Annotated in this window: 18 protein-coding genes; 13 read left to right on the top strand and 5 right to left on the bottom strand. The window is 39.1% G+C overall.

The features are described 5' to 3' along the window. Nucleotides 1-219: 219 nt before the first annotated feature. Nucleotides 220-741, bottom strand: a complete 522-nt coding sequence (purE, locus tag DSM106972_RS16620) for a 5-(carboxyamino)imidazole ribonucleotide mutase (RefSeq protein WP_127081739.1) — start codon at nucleotides 739-741, stop codon at nucleotides 220-222. A gap of 73 nt (nucleotides 742-814) precedes the next feature. Here purE and nagA point away from each other — a divergent pair, with 73 nt between their 5' ends. Next, nucleotides 815-2,017 (top strand): N-acetylglucosamine-6-phosphate deacetylase, encoded by a 1,203-nt coding sequence (nagA, locus tag DSM106972_RS16615; protein WP_127081738.1) that lies wholly within the window; start codon nucleotides 815-817, stop codon nucleotides 2,015-2,017. 43 nt (nucleotides 2,018-2,060) lie between these two features. Here the strand turns inward: nagA and DSM106972_RS16610 are convergent, their stop codons facing one another. After that, nucleotides 2,061-3,170, bottom strand: coding sequence for an HlyD family secretion protein (locus tag DSM106972_RS16610; protein WP_127081737.1), 1,110 nt, complete (start codon nucleotides 3,168-3,170; stop codon nucleotides 2,061-2,063). A gap of 325 nt (nucleotides 3,171-3,495) precedes the next feature. On the opposite strand from DSM106972_RS16610, the gene bchM reads away from it, so the two are divergent. The 5 genes from bchM (at nucleotide 3,496) to DSM106972_RS16585 (ending at nucleotide 7,041) form a co-directional block, all read left to right on the top strand. After that, nucleotides 3,496-4,179 (top strand): magnesium protoporphyrin IX methyltransferase, encoded by a 684-nt coding sequence (gene bchM, locus DSM106972_RS16605; RefSeq protein WP_127081736.1) that lies wholly within the window; start codon nucleotides 3,496-3,498, stop codon nucleotides 4,177-4,179. 46 nt (nucleotides 4,180-4,225) lie between these two features. Then, a complete protein-coding gene (locus DSM106972_RS16600) occupies nucleotides 4,226-4,648 on the top strand; it encodes a hypothetical protein (protein WP_170213580.1) in 423 nt (140 codons plus the stop codon). A 344-nt stretch (nucleotides 4,649-4,992) separates the two neighbouring features. After that, nucleotides 4,993-6,042, top strand: a complete 1,050-nt coding sequence (locus DSM106972_RS16595; protein WP_127081735.1) for an RRXRR domain-containing protein — start codon at nucleotides 4,993-4,995, stop codon at nucleotides 6,040-6,042. Between the two features lie 54 nt (nucleotides 6,043-6,096). Further along, nucleotides 6,097-6,591, top strand: coding sequence for a hypothetical protein (locus tag DSM106972_RS16590; protein ID WP_127081734.1), 495 nt, complete (start codon nucleotides 6,097-6,099; stop codon nucleotides 6,589-6,591). A gap of 48 nt (nucleotides 6,592-6,639) precedes the next feature. Beyond that, entirely contained in the window at nucleotides 6,640-7,041 is a 402-nt protein-coding gene (locus DSM106972_RS16585) for a DUF423 domain-containing protein (RefSeq protein WP_127081733.1), read from the top strand. Between the two features lie 90 nt (nucleotides 7,042-7,131). Here the strand turns inward: DSM106972_RS16585 and recA are convergent, their stop codons facing one another. Further along, entirely contained in the window at nucleotides 7,132-8,226 is a 1,095-nt protein-coding gene (recA, locus tag DSM106972_RS16580; protein WP_127081732.1) for a recombinase RecA, read from the bottom strand. Between the two features lie 592 nt (nucleotides 8,227-8,818). Between recA and xseA the strand changes: the two genes are divergently transcribed. The 3 genes from xseA (at nucleotide 8,819) to DSM106972_RS16565 (ending at nucleotide 11,065) form a co-directional block, all read left to right on the top strand. Further along, the gene (gene xseA / locus DSM106972_RS16575) at nucleotides 8,819-10,045 is read left to right on the top strand and encodes an exodeoxyribonuclease VII large subunit (protein WP_127081731.1); all 1,227 of its coding nucleotides are present in this window, start codon (nucleotides 8,819-8,821) and stop codon (nucleotides 10,043-10,045) included. A 182-nt stretch (nucleotides 10,046-10,227) separates the two neighbouring features. After that, entirely contained in the window at nucleotides 10,228-10,458 is a 231-nt protein-coding gene (gene xseB / locus DSM106972_RS16570; protein ID WP_127081730.1) for an exodeoxyribonuclease VII small subunit, read from the top strand. Nucleotides 10,459-10,495: 37 nt separating this feature from the next. After that, nucleotides 10,496-11,065: a Uma2 family endonuclease gene (locus DSM106972_RS16565; RefSeq protein ID WP_127081729.1), complete on the top strand. Its 570-nt coding sequence runs from the start codon at nucleotides 10,496-10,498 to the stop codon at nucleotides 11,063-11,065. Here DSM106972_RS16565 and DSM106972_RS16560 read toward each other — a convergent pair. Further along, nucleotides 11,062-11,787 (bottom strand): hypothetical protein, encoded by a 726-nt coding sequence (locus DSM106972_RS16560; protein ID WP_127081728.1) that lies wholly within the window; start codon nucleotides 11,785-11,787, stop codon nucleotides 11,062-11,064. The genes DSM106972_RS16565 and DSM106972_RS16560 overlap by 4 nt on opposite strands. A 916-nt stretch (nucleotides 11,788-12,703) precedes the next feature. Between DSM106972_RS16560 and DSM106972_RS16555 the strand changes: the two genes are divergently transcribed. The 4 genes from DSM106972_RS16555 to DSM106972_RS16540 all read left to right on the top strand — a co-directional run bounded on the left by DSM106972_RS16555 (nucleotide 12,704) and on the right by DSM106972_RS16540 (nucleotide 17,466). Next, on the top strand, nucleotides 12,704-13,453 hold the full coding sequence (locus tag DSM106972_RS16555; protein WP_127081914.1) for a sucrose-phosphate phosphatase: 750 nt from the start codon (nucleotides 12,704-12,706) through the stop codon (nucleotides 13,451-13,453). Then, on the top strand, nucleotides 13,450-14,079 hold the full coding sequence (ruvA, locus tag DSM106972_RS16550) for a Holliday junction branch migration protein RuvA (RefSeq protein ID WP_073621710.1): 630 nt from the start codon (nucleotides 13,450-13,452) through the stop codon (nucleotides 14,077-14,079). Before DSM106972_RS16555 ends, ruvA begins: the two co-directional genes overlap by 4 nt. A gap of 241 nt (nucleotides 14,080-14,320) precedes the next feature. Beyond that, nucleotides 14,321-15,487, top strand: a complete 1,167-nt coding sequence (gene bioF / locus DSM106972_RS16545) for an 8-amino-7-oxononanoate synthase (protein WP_127081727.1) — start codon at nucleotides 14,321-14,323, stop codon at nucleotides 15,485-15,487. Between the two features lie 122 nt (nucleotides 15,488-15,609). Next, nucleotides 15,610-17,466, top strand: coding sequence for an alkaline phosphatase family protein (locus tag DSM106972_RS16540; RefSeq protein ID WP_127081726.1), 1,857 nt, complete (start codon nucleotides 15,610-15,612; stop codon nucleotides 17,464-17,466). A 117-nt stretch (nucleotides 17,467-17,583) separates the two neighbouring features. Here the strand turns inward: DSM106972_RS16540 and gloA2 are convergent, their stop codons facing one another. Further along, a complete protein-coding gene (gene gloA2 / locus DSM106972_RS16535; RefSeq protein ID WP_127081725.1) occupies nucleotides 17,584-17,967 on the bottom strand; it encodes an SMU1112c/YaeR family gloxylase I-like metalloprotein in 384 nt (127 codons plus the stop codon). Between the last annotated feature and the right edge of the window lie 52 nt (nucleotides 17,968-18,019).

Raw genomic sequence — 18,019 nt, 5'->3', positions numbered from 1 at the left:
TAAACGGATGTAACGGATGGTTGATTTTTAATAATTAGATGAGCGTTTGTAACCAATAACTTATCCGTTACATCCGCTCTCATCCGTTGCTAATCAACACCACAAAATTAATGACACGAACTACTAGTACTTTTATCAGAACGTAAAAGTGTCAGCATTTATTAAGTTCTTGTTAATTTATTAATTTTAATTACCCGTACTAAGGACTTCAGTCCTTATCTAACCCATAAAATTACCTAAATAATCCTTATAACCGACCTCATTCAACTTGAACTGTTTTGCTATTACTGAGTCTTTTAAACTACTTCTATATTCTTGAACTTTTATAAGTAATTCTGGCTGAGAAGTAGCAATAATTTGTACAGCTAGTAACCCAGCATTTTTAGCATTACCAATAGCAACAGTAGCAACAGGTATACCTGCTGGCATTTGCACTATTGAGTATAAAGAATCAACACCTTGTAAATGACGACTAGAAACCGGAACACCAATTACAGGTAGCGGTGTTAGCGATGCTACCATTCCGGGTAAATGCGCGGCGCCACCAGCACCAGCAATAATAACCTTAATACCGCGTTCATGTGCTGACTTAGCATATTCAAACATACGTTCAGGAGTGCGATGTGCGCTAACAATAGCGACCTCACAACCGACCCCAAACTCTTCACAAATAGCAATAGCGTCTTTCATAGTAGGCAAGTCAGAGTCGCTGCCCATAATAATTCCAATAAGAGGTGACATATTCTTGCTTTATCCCTAGGTATAGTATTTAAATCAAGCCAGTAATAGTTAAAACTATATTTCCATATAAGCTATGTTTACACCTATAGATATTATCAACGCGCGCGTACCTGGTTACAGTGGTTTACACATGTTATTGATAAACGAAGATACAGTTCAAAGGATTTTACCAATGGGTACAATCTTCAAACGGGTACCACCAGATAATCTCCAAGTAGTGGACGTTAAAGAAGATTGGATTTCTCTGGGTGGTGTAGATTTACAAATTAACGGTGGTTTATGTTTAGCGTTTCCTGACTTAAGTGCCGATAATGCTCATGTACTAACAAAAATATCTCAATTCTTATGGAATAACGGTGTAGATGGCTTTTTACCTACTTTAGTAACGACTTCGGTAGAAAATATCCAGCGTGCGTTAGCAGTAATTGCTGATTATATAAGTTCTAATAACATTGTTTCACAACAAGCTCAAATTCTGGGTGTGCATTTAGAAGGACCCTTTCTAAACCACCAAAAACGCGGCGCCCATCCTGCTGAATATTTACTACCCTTAGCTATCGATGAAGTCAAGCGAGTTTTAGGTGATTATGCTCACGTAGTAAAAGTTATTACGATAGCACCTGAACTAGACCCAACAGGGGAAGTTATTAAATATCTACGTTCACAAAATATTACCGTTAGTCTTGGACATTCACAAGCAGTTTACTCGCAAGCACAACAAGCATTTGAATACGGCGCCACTATGGTAACACATGCATTTAACGCCATGCCACCCTTACATCACCGCGAACCTGGTTTATTAGGTGCAGCTATTACTAATAAAAATGTCATGTGTGGATTTATTGCTGATGGTCAGCATGTCTCACCCATTATGCTAGATATACTTTTACGCGCAAGTAATTATGACTTGGGCCTATTTTTAGTTAGCGATGCATTGGCGCCTTTAGGATTTCCCGATGGTACTTACCCGTGGGATAGTCGCGAAATAGAAGTCAAAAATGGTACAGCAAAACTACCTGACGGAACACTTTCAGGAACAACACTGCCGTTATTAGTAGGGGTGCAAAACTTAGTCAAGTGGGGTATTTGTAATGTTAAGACAGCAATTAATCTCGCAACAACGGCGCCGCGTCAAGCAATTGGCTTAGATAGTACTATATCTGGTGCTACTGTTAATAACCTTTTACGCTGGCATATTGATGAAGAAAGCAGCGAGGTAAGTTGGCAAAGGTTTGTTGATCCCCCCAACCCCCCCGCGTGGAAGGGGGGGCTTTAAACTTACTCCTGTTCCCCCCTTCCACGCGGGGGGCTAGGGGGGATTATTTGCGTGTACTAATTATGACATCAGCAGACATTCCGGGAGCAATTTTCGATTCAAAACCTTTAATGCTATCAGGGTCGAATGTAATTTTAGCGGCAATGCGACGAAGCCCATTAGATTGAATATTGCCCAAATTATTATTTGTAGCGTCAGGGGAAGGAGAAGTGACAACGTTTGTTGGCGTTGAAGATACACTTTCAACTTTACCTGTAAATTTACGACTTGGAAAAGCAGCTATTTTAATTTCAGCTTTTTGTCCAGGCTGTATTCTTTCTAACTGGTTTTCTTTGAAGTTAGCAACCACCCAACGATTAGGCTGTACTATCTCGACAAGAGTTTGTCCGGGTTGTACTTGTTGACCAACACGGATATTAGTGTTTCCAATTGCACCAGGAACCAGCGCGTTGACAGTGGCGTAAGATAGCTTTAGTTCAGCTTGTTTAACTTCTGCTTGTCTTTGTGTGACTGTTGCCAATGCAGCTTTGTATTGCTGACGGTTGACTTCGACTTGTCTATTAAAAGTTTCTGGTGGTTTAGGAAGAACTAGCCTTGGTTGGTTGGGATTGTTTGGAGCGATGTTAAGTGGCTGGGGTACAATCGTTGGTGGAACGTTATTAATATTTTCTCGCGCGACTTCGGCTTGTTGCTTTGCCACATCAAGCGCAGCTTTTGCTTGTGCCAAACCAACTTGATACTCACGTGGGTCAAGTTTAACCAAAGTAGTTCCTGCGTTGACAGGTTGATTTTGTTTTACCGAGACTTCAGTTACTATCCCACCTACGCGAGATGTAACTGGGTAAATATCTGCACTTGTGTAAGCAACATCAGTTGTAAGGTGGAATCTGTTGAACTGTGTCCACCGATAGTAATAAACGCTTGCTGCTGCTACTCCTGCCCCCAGCAATACACCAACAATTACTTTAGGCAATAGTCGGCGCCTTTTTGACCTGCGTCTTTCCCTTTCTTCTCTTTCTTCGATTGATTCAGAGATAGGAGTAATAGCAGTAATATTACCCATATCATCCACTTGATGTTCATCATTCAGATTGACCGAATCATCGATTGGTTCTATCTGCTGGGTTTTCTGTGAAGAATTTACACTTTCCATATCGACCTACGCCTTGGTATAAATTTATATATCTATTTAAATGAGGATAGTAAACTCTTTAAGATAAAAGCTAGTCAAAAGTTTACCGAATCGAGTTTTTCCAAAATTGTTAAACACCTGTTAACTACTAGTTTCAGTTGCTTAATACATCCTTCCGAAACAAATTAAAACAAATATAGACATACTTATTCAACCACAAATGACCTAATATTGTTCCCCAACTGCTGCTTCATGTTTTTTGGGCATACATTAGTTCTATCTCTTCCTCTGCTAACCCTTCTCCTGCTACTCTAAACGATTGAGAAGGGTTGATTTATTTACTTATATGAACGTAGCTGACGATAAAACGATTGTTAAAGATTATTTCAATTCCACAGGTTTCGACCGCTGGAAGCGTATTTACGGTGATGGCGAAGTCAATAAAGTCCAGCTTGATATTCGCAACGGACACCAGCAAACAGTCGATAAAGTCATCAACTGGCTTCAAGCTGATGGTAATTTGGCTCAACTTTCCATTTGCGATGCTGGGTGCGGTGTTGGTAGTCTCAGTATCCCACTCGCCGAATCTGGCGCCAAAGTCTATGCCAGCGATATTTCTGAGATGATGGTAGGGGAAGCCAAGGAACGCGCGGCAAGCATTTTTGGCAATAATGATAATCCTAGTTTCGATGTGCAAGATTTAGCTGCTTTAAGCGGCAAATACCACACCGTGATTTGTCTTGATGTTCTTATTCACTACCCAGTAAATGAAGCATCAACAATGATATCGCATTTGTGTTCGCTTGCTGAGTCACGAATTATACTAAGTTTTGCTCCAAAAACTTTTGCATTAAGTTTGTTGAAGAAAATAGGTAGTTTTTTTCCAGGCGCCAGCAAAGCAACAAGAGCCTACCTTCACAGGGAAGCGGATGTAGTCAAGGTATTGAGCGCGAACGGTTTTACAGTTAAGCGTTCATCTATGACAAAGACTCGATTTTACTTTTCACGACTACTGGAAGCTACACGATAAGTAAAGTTAAAATCGCGGCAAGATACACACATAATCTTCGCTGCGTATGAAACTCCTCACCAAATTTGCTACTGGTTCGATGCTCTCGCTTGGATTTGTATTTCTCATGCTTTCAGTATCAGCTTTAGCTTCATTGCAAGATAAAGATAATAATTCTTTACAAAACCGTGACGCAAGAGATTCTGCAATTGCTTGTATTAGTTTAGGTGTTCCGTTGGTTACAGGTGGAGGATGGTTAATTTTGGGGTCACGGCGCCAAAATCGTAAACTGTTATCTCAACACCTCCAGTCAACTTTTTATGATTTGGTAGAGCTTGGAGAAGGGCGCATCTCCGTACTAAAGTTTGCCAAAGAAGCAAATATTACTGGCACAGAAGCAAAGCAGTACCTCGATAAACAAGCAAAAGAGTTTAATGCGACCTTCGACCACGGCAAACAAGGCGGTATATACTATCACTTCCATATTTAGTGAATAAGGTAAAAGGGGAAAGGCTTCCACGTGTTTCCCCTTACCCTATTAATAAGAATTAGTGGAAGATTAATGAAAGTGAAGTTAGAATCGCACATGATGCTTCACATCTGAAACATAATTGTCACTGACCCCTAACTGAAGTTAAGGGCTTGAAATAGGGAGATTAACCAAATCCCGCTCTTCAAGTTAAAAACGTGTCTAGCTTATGAGTTAACAACTCAGACTGAGTACCTGGGCGTGGTAGCCCGCAAGATGTTAAGGATGCCTCCCTAGTCTTTAATCTCTCTGGTTCCAGTAGCGAAGGGATATATACACTTCTACTTGTAGGAGACTTATTGTAAATGTTTGTACCAGTAGTAGATTCAAATCAACGTCCGTTAATGCCGACTACTCCAAGTAGGGCAAGACGTTGGATTAAACAGAAAAAAGCTACACCATTCTTTCGCAAGGGAGTATTTTGTGTTCGACTAAATGTGGAACCAAGTAACAGAAACTATCAACCAATTGCAATTGGGGTAGACCCAGGCAGCAAAAGAGAAGGGTTCACGGTAAAGTCAAAAGCTCATACATACCTTAACGTGCAAACTCATGCTGTTGACTGGGTAAAAGACCATGTAAAAACACGCCGTAATATGCGCTCCAGCAGAAGATTTCGTAACACTCCATGTCGCCAAAATCGTAAAAACAGATTGAGGAATAAGCCAAGACTTACACCATCAACAAAAGCTAGGTGGCAGTGGAAGTTACGTATTTGCAAATGGTTAACATCTATGTTCAGGGTTACCGTGTTTGTTGTTGAAGATGTGAAAGCTAAAACGTGGAAAGGAGCTAAAAAATGGAACAAATCATTTAGTCCCTTAGAAGTCGGTAAAAATTGGTTTTATTCTCAGTTAGAACAACTAGCTCGGTTAGAAACTAAAACAGGGAATGAGACTTACGAATTGCGTCAATCTTTAGGATTAAAGAAGTCAAAAAACAAGTTATCTAACAAGTTTGATGCCCACTGTGTTGATTCTTGGGTATTAGCGTTCCTGTACACAGAAGGGCACGACAAACCAGACAATACCGAATTAATAGAAGTAATTCCGCTTGAGTTTCATCGCAGGCAGCTACACAGATTGCAACATCAGGAAGGACATATTAGACCGCGTTACGGTGGAACAATTAGTGCCGGGTTTAAGCGTGGCTCGATTGTGAAACACAAAAAATATGGCTTCTGCTATGTCGGTGGGTGGCTAGAATCACCAACTAAAAAAGACCCACAAAGAAAAACAATTAGCTTAAACAGTTTTGCAACAGGAAAGAGATTAACCCAAAATGCTCTACCTTCTGATTGCAAGTTTAAAGCCTACAGTTCGTGGCGAATTGTTACTGCGGATAAATCCGCTTAATTCTTTTTTCCTCCCCTATCTGAAGATAGGGGTTTCCAAACTCAGGAGGTTTTCATGAAGACTGCTGAAAAATTGGCTTCATTTTGGCTACTCACGCTTGGACTTATGTTCCTATCGATATCGGCTACAGGGATACTACAAAAAAAAAGTACGGAGCAACCAGTATTTGCGCCCATCAATGATAATAATCCTGTTTATGAACTTCCCAATACTAGTAACTACGCGCTAGTAGACAGTAGTTCCGCAGTTGCCGGAATTGTATTTGGGATTCCTAGTTCAGTATTGGGTGGATGGTTAGCGCTTTCTTTATACCGACGTAACAAAGATGAGAAAAAAGCGCTTCAGCAGCAAACGGCCGAGCGTTTACAGTATATTTTTTACCGTATGGTGCAAGAAAACCACGGTAGAGTTACACTTTTAGGGTTTGCCATGCAGTCACAACTACCTCCAGCGACTGCAAAAGATTATTTAGACAATAGAGCCAAAGAATTTAACGCCAATTTTAAGATTAGTGAAGAAGGTTCTGTGTCTTACCTTTTTGATATTTAAGAGTGGGGTAAGCTTTGGCTTACCTTACAGTGTGGGCAATATACATTTATGAAACAAATATTTTTAACTACTGCAGCATTACTAGGCGCCTCTGGAGTTGCAGCAGGCGCCTTTGGTACACATTCACTGCGAGGACAACTAAGTGAGCGCGCGTTAGAAATTTTTGAAGTTGGTACTCGTTACCAAATGTATCATGCGTTGGCACTGCTAGGCGTTGCCATATTACTGAACAATAATTTTCAACATAACAAAAGCCTTATTGTAAGTGGTTGCCTGTTTATTACAGGAATATTATTATTTTCAGGAAGTTTATATGCTCTCAGTTTAACAAATGCAGTCAGCCTAGGAATGATAACACCCCTAGGCGGCGCCGCTTTAATTGCGGGCTGGATAACTTTAGCTTTTTGTAATGTAGAAAGTAAAGCGGAGTCCAAAGAGAAAAGCCAATAAGTGTCAGATTCCCAATTTTAAAATAAAAATCAGGAATCTTACACGAGCGCACTCAGCACTCAGCACTCAGCACTCAACACTCAGCACTTTCTACTCTTCTGGCTCTTCCAACTCTTCTTCTTCTTCTAACTCGTCTTCGGCAGTTTTGCGAACTGAGTTAGCAGAGACAACGGCGCCTTTTTCGAGTTTTTCTTTGACCAGTTTCTTGAGTTGTTCGCTGACTTCGGGTTTTTCTTCCATGTATTTAATCGCATTATCGCGACCTTGGGAGATATTTTCACCGTTGTAGCTGTACCAGGCGCCTTTACGAGTCAAGATACCAGTTTCTTCAGCTAAGTCTACTAAACAACCAATAGTTGAAATACCTTTACCAAAGATAATGTCAAATTCGGCAATTCTGAAAGGAGGTGCCACTTTGTTTTTGGCAACTTTGACTTTAACTCTGTTACCAAACTCTTCAGCACCTTTCTTCAAGGTTTGAATCCGACGAATATCTAAACGTACCGATGCATAATACTTCAATGCATTACCACCAGTGGTTGTTTCAGGGTTGCCGTAACTAACACCAATTTTTTGACGCAACTGGTTAATGAAAATTACAGTACAACCAGATTTGCCAATGTTACCAGTGATTTTACGTAGAGCTTGGCTCATCAAGCGTGCTTGTAAACCAACGTGAGCATCACCCATTTCACCTTCAATTTCTGCACGTGGTACGAGTGCTGCTACCGAGTCAATAACAACAATGTCTACCGCTGCCGAACGAACTAACTGGTCAACGATTTCTAACGCTGCTTCACCAGTATCAGGCTGAGAAATCAACAGATTTTCGATATCTACACCTAATGCTGCTGAGTAAGCAGGGTCAAGTGCGTGTTCAGCATCGACGTAAGCAGCAATGCCACCTTCTTTCTGAACTTCCGCAACCGCGTGTAGAGCTACTGTTGTTTTACCCGAACTTTCTGGTCCATAGATTTCGATAACCCGACCCTTGGGTAAACCACCACCCAACGCCAAATCCAAAGTTAAGGCACCGCTAGAAATCGTTTCAACCTTCATTCGGTTGGCATCACCCAGACGCATTATTGTGCCTTTTCCAAAGGTCTTCTCAATCTGGCTAAGAACCATATTGAGAGCCTTTTGCTTGCCTGTGCTGTTGTCTTTTTCTTTATCTGCTGCTGCCATTAGAGCCTCTATCTTAGTAAAAAACTATTGCTTAGATTTTGTGTTAATTTAACGTGTTATTCTGGCGACCGTTTCTCTACGCGGAACATTTATACTATCTTACGCCAGAAAAATGCAAAATGGAATATGCTTTACAAAATTGTGACAATATCCTAACGCGATTTTAGTCAGATGTAGGTAGTGCTTACTCACCATCCACAAACAAAACACAAAAAGTACATTTTAAATACGTAATAACACGCAATAATTGACCCCTAAAATTAAACGTAGGGTGCGTGATGCCTAGCAAAATTAAAAATATTATTTAGGGTCTAGTGCCAGAGCGCACCATCACAAATTTCTTAACAAAAGTACACATTGGCAACGGATGGTGAGCGGATGTAACGGATGAGTAATTCGTGATCAAACAAAGTCTAGTTAATTGAATCAGCTATCCGTTACATCCGTTATATCCGTTGCCAGCATAGCTACTAAGTGTAGTACAATCACCCATCGCCAAGATTTTGATAACCAATGGTTATCAAAAATTCTCATAGCTTTGTTGGCGCCTAAAATATATATATGCTTGTAGTAGCACTCACATCACTATTTCATGTCAAACACCTTTACATCTGAAACAGCAGTATCAGTGGCAGGTCTAACCGAATATATCCAGGTACTTCTCGAAGAAAATGAAATCCTTCGTCAAATTTGGGTAGTTGGCGAAGTTTCCAGCGCAAACAATCACCGTGTTGGGTTATTTTTTACGCTAACTGACCCAGGTGGCGGCGCCTCAATAAAATGCGTAACATGGAAAACTCAAGTCGTAAAACTAGCACAAATACCCACACCTGGACAACAAGTAATAATTTTAGGCAGCATTCGTTTATATCCAACACGCGGAGAATACCAACTCCAAGTTTGGCAAGTAATACCTGCTGGTGAAGGGTTACAAGCGATTCGATACAAACAGTTAAAAAATCGTTTAGCAGCAGAAGGATTATTCGACTCTGACCGCAAGCGAAATATTCCAGTGCATCCAAAAACAGTTGCCGTTGTCTCCTCTCCCACAGCAGCAGCATGGGGAGACATTCAAAAAACTTTGCGAAGTCGTTACCCTGGTTTACACGTTTTATTTTCCCCTGCAATTGTACAAGGGGATGAGGCGCCTGCTTCTATAGTTAAGGCAATTCGTCGAGTCGAAAAAGACGGACGTGCAGAAGTACTAATATTAGCACGTGGTGGTGGCGCCGTTGAGGAACTAGCTTGTTTTGATGACGAACGGGTAGTAATGGCAGTAGCAAATTGTACAATTCCAGTAATTACAGGAATAGGACACCAACGAGATGAATCATTAGCTGATTTAGCAGCAGATTTGCGCGTCCACACTCCCACCGCAGCCGCAGAACGTGTAGTACCATCTTTAGAAGACTTATATAATCAACATCAAGACCGCATTGAAGAATTAATAGCAGTAGTTAACTATGTATATGAAACAGCAGCAAACAAACTGCAAAAAATGCGAAACCGTCTACAAAGACTAAGTTTAGATAAACAAGTTAAACAAAGAATTGAAGCCTTAAATTGGCGTAAAGAAAAACTATTACAAACCACATCACAAAAATTAATTTCCGAAAAGCAACATGTAGAAATGTTACGCCAAAAGCTGCAAACTCTTGACCCAAACAAAGTATTACAGCGTGGTTATGCAGTGGTCAGAAAAGAAAATGGAGAAATCGCGCGTACCGCAAGCGACTTAAATATAGGAGACGAGTTATTTGTACTATTAGCTGAAGGTAAGGTAAAAGTAAAAGTAATACAAGTAAAAGAAGAATCTTAACTTATTATGTCATGAGTCGCGAACGTTAACGTAAACGAAGTTTTCCCGAAGGGTAGTTTTCCCGCAGGGTAGCATCTCTAATATTCATGTTTATTCAAAAGTCAGATTATAATTAAAATATTTTATATTGTATTTTAAGAAGATTATTTAACCACAAAGACACAAAGGACACAAAAAATAAAATGATTAAGGGTAAGAAAATAACGAATGATGAGTTTAGCTATGAAGCGAAAGTTGCCGAAATTGATAGTATTATTTCCAAAATTGAAGCGGGGGAACTTGATTTAGCAGAAGTTTTTGAACAGTTTGCTACTGCGGTACAATATATAAAAGAGTGCGATAGTTTTTTACAAGCAAAACAGGAACAAGTAGATATACTTGTAGAAACGTTACAAGATGAGTCATCTGAATAACCCAAGTAACCAATAAAATTTTAAGGAGTCATATTTTATGACATTATCTATTGACCCAACCTCTGTATTAACCCTGGAAGAATTCTTAAAGCTGCCAGAAACAAAACCTGCAAGCGAATATATTGATGGGATAATCTACCAAAAACCTATGCCACAAGGAAAACATAGTCGAGTTCAAACACGTTTATCATCTGTTATTAATGACGTTGGAGAAACTAAAAAATTAGCTGTAGTGTTTACTGAACTGCGCTGTAATTTTGGCGGTAAATCTATAGTGCCAGATATTGCTGTATTTGAATGGCAAAGAATTCCTCTTGATGCGAATGGACAAATTTCCAATAGATTTGATATTCATCCTGACTGGATAATTGAAATTCTCTCTCCTGAACAATCTCCGAATAAAGTCATTCGTAAAATCACATTTGCGATACGAAACGGAGCAAAACTAGGTTGGTTGATGGACTGTGACGATGAATCAATAATGGTGTTTCAACCAAATCAATTTCCTGACATCAAAGAAAAACAAGATATTTTACCCGTATTAGATATTTTGGGTAATTGGCAGTTGACAGTAGCAGATGTTTTTAGCTGCTTAAGTTTAACTTAGGGACTTGCAGCAATTGATTTACCGATATTATGGAAGTATTCATTGGTTACACCAAAAGCTGTAGGATGTTTAACTATCGTAAATACAGTCTGATTACTTCTACCAATTAAGAAACCTTCTGAGGTTGGTAAAAACTCAACATCTGCTATTTTTATCCAAGAGTATTCATATCTTATACCGTAGAAGACAACTGAAGAAGGTTGACATTCTTTTATTTTATTACTAATATAGTTTATTCGCTTCTCAACACAATGATTTTCATAATCATTTCTATTTGATAAAAAAGGTATTAAAGAATGTTGACTATATGTCCAATCAGCGAGAGATGGTGATGGTAAAGGCAATAACTCTAGTAAACAAGTCTCTTGATTTGCTCTACCTAATTCATATATCTGATATTTACGAACATCTTCTGTATTAATATTTTTTATTCCTTTGGCACTCAGTACAATACGAATTAATTTATTCCAGGTTGGTTGTATTGCTGCACCTAGTTGAAAAAGTCCTCTTGCTCCTATAGCTATATGATATTCTACAAGGTCTTCTAATTCCAGTTCGCCTCTATTTGACCATACATTTATTCTGTTGTTATTTTCTTTAAAGTCTCCTCCTGCTTCTTCCATACCGATAAACCAATAATTTCCTTGGTAATTACCATATCCATAAAATTTATCAACTCTTTTTTCTAGAAGCTCATCATTAAAATAATCTTGACTATTCATCTCTACGTGATATTACTTAAACAATAAAACTTTACTAGTCAAAAATAATCAAGGATGAATGAAATGTCAAGTTGAATCACAAAATGATTGATTTGATGATTGTCCAATTTCTTGGAATGATAAAGAGAAAGTAATTAGTTATGAAGTTGCCCAAACAATTGGAGAAATATATAGTGATAATCAAGATGATGTACTTGAAGATTGTTTAGAAAATATACGAAGGGCAAAAAGCTAGAAAAAAATGGGGTTAGCAATAATCCTGTGGTTTCGCTCTTATTCTCCGTCACTTTAGTGCGGAGAGTCGGCTCAAGGAAGTGGAATTGTTTACCTATAGATACTGAGGGAAATTTTGAGTTTGAACTTCCTGAAAATTTTCCGAATTTATCAATTCTATATTAAATACCTGGTAACGCAGTTATAAAAATTACAAGTTTACTTAGATTTTGATAACCATTGGTTAACAAATCTGGAGGCGCCATTGCATTGAAAGCACTACTATTAATAGTACTTAATTAGACTTTTTGTAGCATAATTAATCCCCCCTAGCCCCCCTTAATAAGGGGGGAAAAAGAAGGGTTTAAAGCCCCCCTTAATAAGGGGGGTTGGGTTCCGTCCAATTTCATCATCAATATGTTGGGTGGAGTTCCTCCATTTAACCTACATCCAACCGACATGAAAGATATTTCGTGAAGAGTATTTACAAGGGCGCGACAATGTGTTGTGCCTTTTATTATACGTATCATACATTTATTGTTACAAAATTGCTACCAAAATCGTATAGCATTGCCTATAGACTTTTTTCGCAAAGCAAGTTACTAATAATACTCAACTCTTGTTGGGACGAGTTTTACCTATTAACTATTGGGTAATTCAAATATTTGCTGCCTACCCCAAATTTTTCTTACCCCTTACTCCGATGAAACCCTTTTTGTTTGTCACTGACCTTGATAACACCCTCGTGGGCGCCGATGACCAGTTAGTACTATTGAACCAAATGCTAACTGAGCATAGACAAAATTATGGTAGTAAAATTGTTTATGCAACTGGTCGTTCACCCGTACTATATAGAGAGATCAAAGAAGAGAAAAACTTAATAGACCCTGATGCATTGGTTGTATCTGTAGGAACAGAAATCTATTTTGATGATAGCGAAACCCCTGATGCATCTTGGTCACAGAAGCTTTCACATGGGTGGAATAAGGAAGCTGTTATCGAAGTGACATCACAATTTCCGGAGTTAGTTCCACAACCAGAAACAGAACAGCGTCCATTTAAGGTAAGTTTCTTTTTGAAAGAGGAGCTATCAGAAAAAATTTTGCTGCAACTTGAGTCAAAGTTACAAAAATGTGCTTTAAATATAAAGTTAATCTATAGTAGTGGGATTGACCTTGACATTGTGCCCCGCGACAGCGATAAAGGTCAGGCAGTGCAATTTCTACGTCAAAAGTGGAATTTTGTAGCTGAACAAACGGTTGTTTGTGGAGATTCAGGTAACGATATATCATTATTTGCGACTGGAGAGGAACGAGGAATTCTTGTAGGAAATGCACGACCAGAATTACTAGAGTGGTACAGTCAAAATCGCGCGGATTATCATTACCTGGCTTCAAATGATTGTGCAGGCGGAATTATTGAAGGTTTGAAACATTTTGGTTTCGTAGAATGATTAGTTATCTTAAAGGTCTCGTTGCGAATATTCAAAGCAGTGGTAATCGCCATATTCTCACTTTGGAAGTGAATTATATGGGGTACGACTTGCAAATTCCCGGAAAGCTGGCGAAACAATTGCCAGGTTCGGGTGAGAGTGTTCAGATTTTTACTCATTACCAAGTCCGTGAAGAAGTTCCTTTGCTTTACGGTTTCGGTTCACCAGCAGAACGCGATTTATTTCGCCATTTGTTAGGTGTAAGTGGTATTGGCGCCGCATTAGCTATTGCATTACTCGATACTCTCGAAGTACCGGAATTAGTGCAAGCAATTGTTACAGCGAATGTACAATTAATTATTCAGGCGCCTGGAGTTGGGAAGAAAACGGCTGAACGGATTTGTTTAGAGCTAAAAAGCAAGCTCATTGAGTGGCGTAAAACTGCTGGTTTTTTCGTTGCTACCGATGGTCCAGCGCCAAGTATTCTTGAAGAAGTACAAAGTACATTACTCGCGCTTGGTTATACAGCAGGTGAGGTAAGTCACGCTTTACACTTCGTTAGTGAAGATATTGGGCTTCCTAAAGATGCTTTTGTAGAAGATTGGATACGCCAAGCTATCGCGCATCTAAGTAGTACAGAAGTGTAGTAATTTTGAATTCATGATTATTGTGGGTCATCTACTCATTGAACTTTCGCAGCGTAACTAATTGTATATTTTTGATATATTTTCTACTTTAAAACTCTAAATCTCTTTGTGGTTGAATTTCGCCTGTTAAAATTTTGGACATCTGGGGGCGGGTTTAGAGGGCGGGTTTAGAGGTATCTTAAAGATGTTTTGGATTTTTCGTTAACCCGCCCCTACGGTATCGCGCCTCTACAATATCCCCATGTCCGCATACACTTGGATAAATGAATCGTTACAAACAATCAAAAAAGCTAACTGGTATCGTTCAACACAAACGATTAATGGTGGCTCTGGCGCTGTTGTTGTTTTGGAGGGTGAGTCCTGCATAAATTTTGCTAGTAATGATTATTTAGGTTTGGCAGGTGATGAGCGTTTAATTACCGCAGCAGTAAACGCAGTTAAAGAATTTGGCACAGGTTCTACTGGTTCACGGTTACTTACTGGACAACGGTCATTACACCAACAGTTGGAACGGGCAATAGCATCTCTCAAACAAACTCAAGACGCTATTGTTTTTAGTTCCGGTTATCTTGCCAATATTGGCGCCATTACAGCATTAGTTGGTAAACGTGATTTGGTATTATCTGACCAATATAATCATTCCAGTCTCAAAAATGGCGCAATTCTAAGTGGTGCAAATATTACCGAGTATCCGCACTGTAATACTGAAGTTTTAAAAAACCAGCTCCACTCCCAACGCAAAAATTATCGTCGCTGTTTAATTATTACCGATAGCGTTTTTAGTATGGACGGTGATTTATGTCCTTTACCCGAATTATTAGATTTAGCAGAAGAGTTTAATTGTATGCTGCTAGTCGATGAAGCACATGGTACTGGTGTGCTAGGCAAAAATGGCGCCGGATGCGTTGAACATTTTGGATGTACAGGTAGAGAGTTAATACAAATGGGAACTCTTAGTAAAGCTTTGGGTAGTTTGGGAGGATATATTACAGGAAGTGCCACTTTAATAGATTATCTTCGGAATCGGGCGCCGAGTTGGATTTACACAACCGCACTTTCTCCTGCTGATACAGCATCTGCACTCACAGCAATAGAAATAGTAAGTAGTGAACCACAACGTAGGATGCAACTATGGCACAACGTAGAATACTTGAGAGAATTGTTACAAAAGCATTTACCTGAGTTAAAAATATTACCTTCATCTTCACCTATATTATGTTTCCAACTAGCAAATGCTGCTGATGCTTTAAAAGCAGGCAAACGGTTAAAGGATGCTGGTGTTTTTGCTCCTGCCATTCGTCCCCCTACAGTACCTACAAGTCGCATTCGCATTACACTAATGGCAACTCATGAGAATGTTCATATTGAGAAATTAGTAGAAGTACTGTGTAGTTTAGCTACCAAGTAAGGTGGGCAATGCTACAAGGACGATTATGAGATTAAGAAAGTATTATTAATAAATTAACCCTGCAATAATCCCAAAATGAATTTCAAGTAATACAATTTTGATATTTGATAATCTACCACAGTATGAAAATTGGTAAATATTTGCAGCGTTTCATCTACCTTGCGCTTTGTGTTGTTACTATAACTATAGCTTGTACACGACAGCCTCAACAAAGTAATCAACAAGTAGCTCAAAAAGCCAAGCAGCATAATGCAATTATTTTCGTTGCTGATGGTTTGCGTCCTGATTGGGTAAATTCTACCGATACTCCAAATTTAAATGAGATTCGTTCTGATGGCGTAACTTTTCTTAACAGTCATTCTTTATTTCCAACTTTTACTACTTCAAATGCTTCTGCAATTGCAACTGGGCATTTTCTTGGCGATACTGGCGACTTTAGCAATACAATAAAAGTTAATACTCCAGTTAAAAGTGCTAAAAATAGCTTTGTTCCGTACTTAGAGAACAATGTCGTTCTCAAAGAAGTTAACAAACAATTTGGCGCCAATTTCTTAAATGAGCAAAGTTTACTCTTCACTGCGCGTAAAGCAGGGTTTAGTACGGCAGCAGTTGGTAAAATTGGGCCTGTACTGATTCAAGACATTACCTTACAGCAAGGTGAACCAACGATTATTTTTGATGATGATACAGGTACAAAAGAAGGTGTTGCCCTGAATCAAGATGTAATCAGCTTACTCGATAAAAACTCTTTACCGAAAGAAACACCAGAACGGGGTGAGAACGGGAAAAGCGGTGATTATAAAACCCCAGGAACTACAAGTGCAAATGTAACTCAGCAGCAATATTTTGCTGATGTAACAACTAAAGTGATTTTACCGCTTTTTCAACAGCGCCAAAAGCCTTTTGTAATGGTGTATTGGTCGCGCGACCCTGACGGTACGCAGCACAATCATGGTGATAGTCTTAACAAGCTAGTACCAGGTATTAATGGTCCGACATCTCAAGCAGCACGTCAAAATGTAGATAAAAACTTGGCGCAAATTCGAGGCGCCCTCAAAGAGTTAGGATTAGAAGAGACTACAAATATATTTATTACTGCCGACCACGGGTTTTCGACGATTAGTAGAGAAAGTAAAACGAGTTATGCAGCGACTCTTAATTATCCTGATGTTCCAAAAGGGTTTTTACCATCTGGTTTTGTAGCAATTGATTTAGCAAAGGATCTGGGACTACCTTTATTTGACCCAGATAAAAAAAATGCTTCTGTAGACCCAACTAAAGGTCAAAATACCCGAAATCATATTCTTGGTAAAGACCCAAATAAACCTGATGTGATTGTGGCAGCAAACGGTGGTTCAGATTTGGTATATCTACCAAATAAAGCTTTGCAAAAAGATTTAGCGCAAAAAATAGTCACTTCACTGTTCAAACAGGATTATGTTAGCGGTGTTTTCGTCAATAATGATTTGGGCAAGATACCTGGCACATTATCATTAGAGAATATTGGGCTTAGAGGCAACGCGCGTACACCCAAACCCTCAATGCTAATAAACTTCCGTTCGTTTGATACAGGATGCGGAACTCCTACAGCATGTGGTGCAGAAGTTTCTGATACAAAATTGCAACAAGGGCAAGGAATGCACGGTAGTTTTAGCCGCGCGGACACTTACAATATGATGGGCGCCATTGGTCCTGACTTTAAAAAAGGATTTAAAGACTTTGCGCCTGTAAGTAATGCAGATGTACCACGTACTATTGCTAAAGTTTTAAATTTACAGCTTAAACCTTTGGGAAGATTAACGGGAAGAGTGATGAATGAGGCATTGGTGGGTCAACCAGATACAGTGGGCGCCAAATCTTTTACTATGGAATCGAAGCCTGCTGAGAACGGGTTGAAGACTGTTTTAAAATATCAAACCGTCGGTAAAACTCGTTACTTTGATGTTGCGGGTTTTCCTGGTAGAACATTAGGTCTTTAAATTACGTCTTTAAATTACGTCTTTAAATTACGTCTTTAAATTACGTCTTTAAATTACGTTCGTTGTAAGCACTTCAGTGCTTATATTGTGAAGCACTGAAGTGCTTACAACGAGCTTTTACGTTTCATATATTTCTAATGGCAAGCCGTCGGGGTCTTGGAAAAAGGTATATTTTTTATCTGTAATATCATCTACTCTAATACTTTCAACTTCGACACCTTGAGATTGTAAATACGAAACTGTTTCTTCTATATTCTCAACCTCGAATGCTAAATGTCTTAAACCACATGCTTCGGGTTTATTGACTCGTTGTGGTGGGTTTGGGAATGAGAATAATTCTATTTGATTTTCTCCAACTTGTAAGTCTAATTTATAGGAGTTACGCGGCGCCCGATATGTTTCTTGAATAATTTTGAAGCCTAGGGTTTCGACGTAGAATTTTTTGGATAGCTCATAGTTTGAACAGATGATTGCGGCATGATGAATTTTAATGGGTTTCATGATTAGGATTTACGCATTGAAATATAAATTATGTAGAGACGTGATATATCAC

It is taken from the genome of Dulcicalothrix desertica PCC 7102, from assembly GCF_003991905.1.
In the GTDB taxonomy this organism is placed as follows: domain Bacteria; phylum Cyanobacteriota; class Cyanobacteriia; order Cyanobacteriales; family Nostocaceae; genus Dulcicalothrix; species Dulcicalothrix desertica.
Note: the sequence above shows the minus strand (reverse complement) of the source record. Positions and strands in the feature narration are given on the sequence as shown.

Bases quoted from the DNA above. Each gene is read 5' to 3' on its own strand.
- bchM (WP_127081736.1), top strand. From the start codon at position 3,496: ATGAACGTAGCTGACGATAAAACGATTGTTAAAGATTATTTCAATTCC.
- recA (WP_127081732.1), bottom strand. From the start codon at position 8,226: ATGGCAGCAGCAGATAAAGAAAAAGACAACAGCACAGGCAAGCAAAAG.
- DSM106972_RS16560 (WP_127081728.1), bottom strand. From the start codon at position 11,787: ATGAATAGTCAAGATTATTTTAATGATGAGCTTCTAGAAAAAAGAGTT.
- DSM106972_RS16590 (WP_127081734.1), top strand. From the start codon at position 6,097: ATGAAGACTGCTGAAAAATTGGCTTCATTTTGGCTACTCACGCTTGGA.
- DSM106972_RS16540 (WP_127081726.1), top strand. From the start codon at position 15,610: ATGAAAATTGGTAAATATTTGCAGCGTTTCATCTACCTTGCGCTTTGT.
- xseA (WP_127081731.1), top strand. From the start codon at position 8,819: ATGTCAAACACCTTTACATCTGAAACAGCAGTATCAGTGGCAGGTCTA.
- DSM106972_RS16610 (WP_127081737.1), bottom strand. From the start codon at position 3,170: ATGGAAAGTGTAAATTCTTCACAGAAAACCCAGCAGATAGAACCAATC.
- nagA (WP_127081738.1), top strand. From the start codon at position 815: ATGTTTACACCTATAGATATTATCAACGCGCGCGTACCTGGTTACAGT.
- DSM106972_RS16565 (WP_127081729.1), top strand. From the start codon at position 10,496: ATGACATTATCTATTGACCCAACCTCTGTATTAACCCTGGAAGAATTC.
- ruvA (WP_073621710.1), top strand. From the start codon at position 13,450: ATGATTAGTTATCTTAAAGGTCTCGTTGCGAATATTCAAAGCAGTGGT.
- DSM106972_RS16555 (WP_127081914.1), top strand. From the start codon at position 12,704: ATGAAACCCTTTTTGTTTGTCACTGACCTTGATAACACCCTCGTGGGC.
- purE (WP_127081739.1), bottom strand. From the start codon at position 741: ATGTCACCTCTTATTGGAATTATTATGGGCAGCGACTCTGACTTGCCT.
- DSM106972_RS16585 (WP_127081733.1), top strand. From the start codon at position 6,640: ATGAAACAAATATTTTTAACTACTGCAGCATTACTAGGCGCCTCTGGA.
- bioF (WP_127081727.1), top strand. From the start codon at position 14,321: ATGTCCGCATACACTTGGATAAATGAATCGTTACAAACAATCAAAAAA.
- xseB (WP_127081730.1), top strand. From the start codon at position 10,228: ATGATTAAGGGTAAGAAAATAACGAATGATGAGTTTAGCTATGAAGCG.
- gloA2 (WP_127081725.1), bottom strand. From the start codon at position 17,967: ATGAAACCCATTAAAATTCATCATGCCGCAATCATCTGTTCAAACTAT.
- DSM106972_RS16600 (WP_170213580.1), top strand. From the start codon at position 4,226: ATGAAACTCCTCACCAAATTTGCTACTGGTTCGATGCTCTCGCTTGGA.
- DSM106972_RS16595 (WP_127081735.1), top strand. From the start codon at position 4,993: ATGTTTGTACCAGTAGTAGATTCAAATCAACGTCCGTTAATGCCGACT.